This is a genomic window from Pseudomonadota bacterium, from assembly GCA_010028905.1.
Lineage (GTDB): Bacteria > Vulcanimicrobiota > Xenobia > RGZZ01 > RGZZ01 > RGZZ01.
Map to the genome: position 1 here is coordinate 1 of RGZZ01000640.1, position 2,369 is coordinate 2,369.

Consider the following 2,369-nt stretch of genomic DNA (forward strand, 5'->3'; position numbering starts at 1 on the left):
CATCTTCGTTGTCGACTATGGCAGCGTCGATGCTTGTTGTCTTCAAGTGTCGCTAAAAAAAAAAAAAGATCATGATCACTGAGTTGGAATTCGATTTCTAAAGACATCAGATTCTTATGATCGCACACTCAAACCCCTGTCTTATTTGCACTTGCCTCGTTCGGCGGATGTGTACACGCACTCACACCTTCCGTTGAGCGAAGCTCAAATGCTCGACGCACTGCCATTCGACGTCGTGGTCTCGATCATCGAGTCGAGTGAGTTTGCAGTCGACGTTGCGTGCGTGTTCACTTGCACGTGCACGTCACTCGCATCGATCGCCGCAACGTGGTTCGCAAAGGCGCAGTACGCTCCGAACTTGTTTTTTGTCCTGCCTGCACGGTTGTCGCCTTCGTCCTACTGCCCATTGCCGTTCCCGATCTCACAATTGCCGTCGTCGTCGTCGTGCAATGCCGCGAGAGAGGCGCGGCGTGTCAGAGCGCAATTGCACCGCCGACTCCGACTCCTCAGCTCGCTCACGAGTGTGGACATTCGCGGGCGCGACTCCGTCGTGCAAGTCGACGACCACATGATCGAGATGGTGCAGATGTCGAACGTTCGCACGCTCGAGATCGCTGAGTGCGACCAGCTGACCGACATGCGCACGCTCTTCAACCGCACTTCGTCGTCGTCGCTCACGTCGCTCACACTCGTCGAGTGCCCGAAGCTGGCATTCGACCTCGACATCTCGGCCAAGTGGCCGAGCCTCACGCATCTGCACGTGAGCGGGTGCAGCGGCATGAACGACGCGTCGCCCGCGCTCAAGCTCTCGCACCTCCGACGCCTCGTCGTGCACAATTGCTTCAATCTCACCGATCTGAGCGTCGTCGTCGCCGACGCCGCCAACGTTCGCAACCTCACTCACATCGACGCGAGCGGGTCTTCGATCGGCAGCATCGATCCACTCGAGCGCTGCGAAGCGCTGACGCACTTGAATGTGAGCCGGTGCTACAAGTTGACGGACGCGCACGTCGCAGCGCTCCGTCGATGCCCGCTGCTCACGCACTTGGACGTGAGCCGCTGCTTCGACGTGACCGACGTCGGGATTGCGAGCGTCGTCTCGAGCTGCACTCGGCTCGAGTATCTGGACGTGTCGTACTGCATGTACGTACGCAACGACTCCATCGGCGTCGCACTCGACAAGTGCCCGCACCTCGCGTCGCTCTCGATGCGGAATTGCAAGAACGTCTCGGTGCATCACGCCCTCGACTGGCCCCGCCGTCGGTGGTGCAGTCGTGCACCCCGAGCCGACCATTTGTGGCGGGCACTCACGCACCTCGACATCGAAGCGTGTGCATTCGAGGCCGACATGTGCGCGATCGCAAACACGTGCCCACACCTCAGGTCGCTCTCCATCGGGAATTGCTACAACCTGAGCGAGCGCGCGATCGTCCTCACGCTGGCGACGCTCCCGTCGCTCGCGCGCCTCGACATGCGGTACTGCGGCGAAGTGACCGATGCGAGCATGGCGGCGCTCGTGAATTGCACGCGACTGAGCACGATGTGCCTCGCGTCGTGCTGCCACTTGACCGACTCGGGCGTCGCGGCGCTCGCATCGCACTGCCCGCACCTCGAGCACGTCGAGATCAGTGGGTGCCCTCGCGTGAGCGACGTCGGCGTCGTGCTGCTCGCCGAGCATTGCGTGCGGCTGCGATTCGTCGACATGGGCTTCTGCAGTGGCGTGAGCGACGTCGGCGTCGTCGCGCTCGCACGCAGCTGCTCGAGGTTGCGTCATGTGGACATGCGCTTCTGCACGCGCGTGACCGACGTCGGAGTGAGGGCGGTCGCGCACGAGTGCACGTCGCTGTCGTACCTGAACGCGAGCGGGTGCCCGCTCGTCCAAAATGTGGGTGCGGCGACGACGCACGCGGCGTCGCCGCTGCAGCTGTCGTACCTCAACCTGAATCACTGCGTCGACGTCGTGAGCGTGAGCGTGCTGCTGCGACGAAGCCCGGCCGTGCGCTTCGTCTACTTGCGCGACTGCAAGCACGTGACCGACTTCGACGTCCACACGATCGCACACTCGTGCCCGCTCCTCCAAAAACTCGACATGTTTGGGTGCAGCGCGGTGACCGACCTCGCGCCGATCGTGCGCCGGTGCATCCACCTCCAATTGATGTATGTGCCGGCGAGCGCACGCTTTCGGTCGGTGCGTGCACTCGTCGCGTCGCTCGGACGCGGCGTCGGGCTGTATCCGGAGTACACCGAGAGCGACTACGGCCGCGAAATCAGCGACTACGATTACGGCCAAGTGCACTTCATGTCGCCGCAGTCGCCCAGTGTCGAACTCGCGTGATGCGCTCTCGACAAATTGGCCGACGCGTCGTCCA

Annotated in this window: 1 protein-coding gene; it reads left to right on the forward strand. The window is 62.3% G+C overall.

The window, feature by feature from the left end; genetic code table 11:
• Positions 1 to 208: 208 nt before the first annotated feature.
• Entirely contained in the window at positions 209 to 2,335 is a 2,127-nt protein-coding gene (locus tag EB084_23855) for a hypothetical protein (GenBank protein NDD31297.1), read from the forward strand.
• Positions 2,336 to 2,369 lie beyond the last annotated feature (34 nt).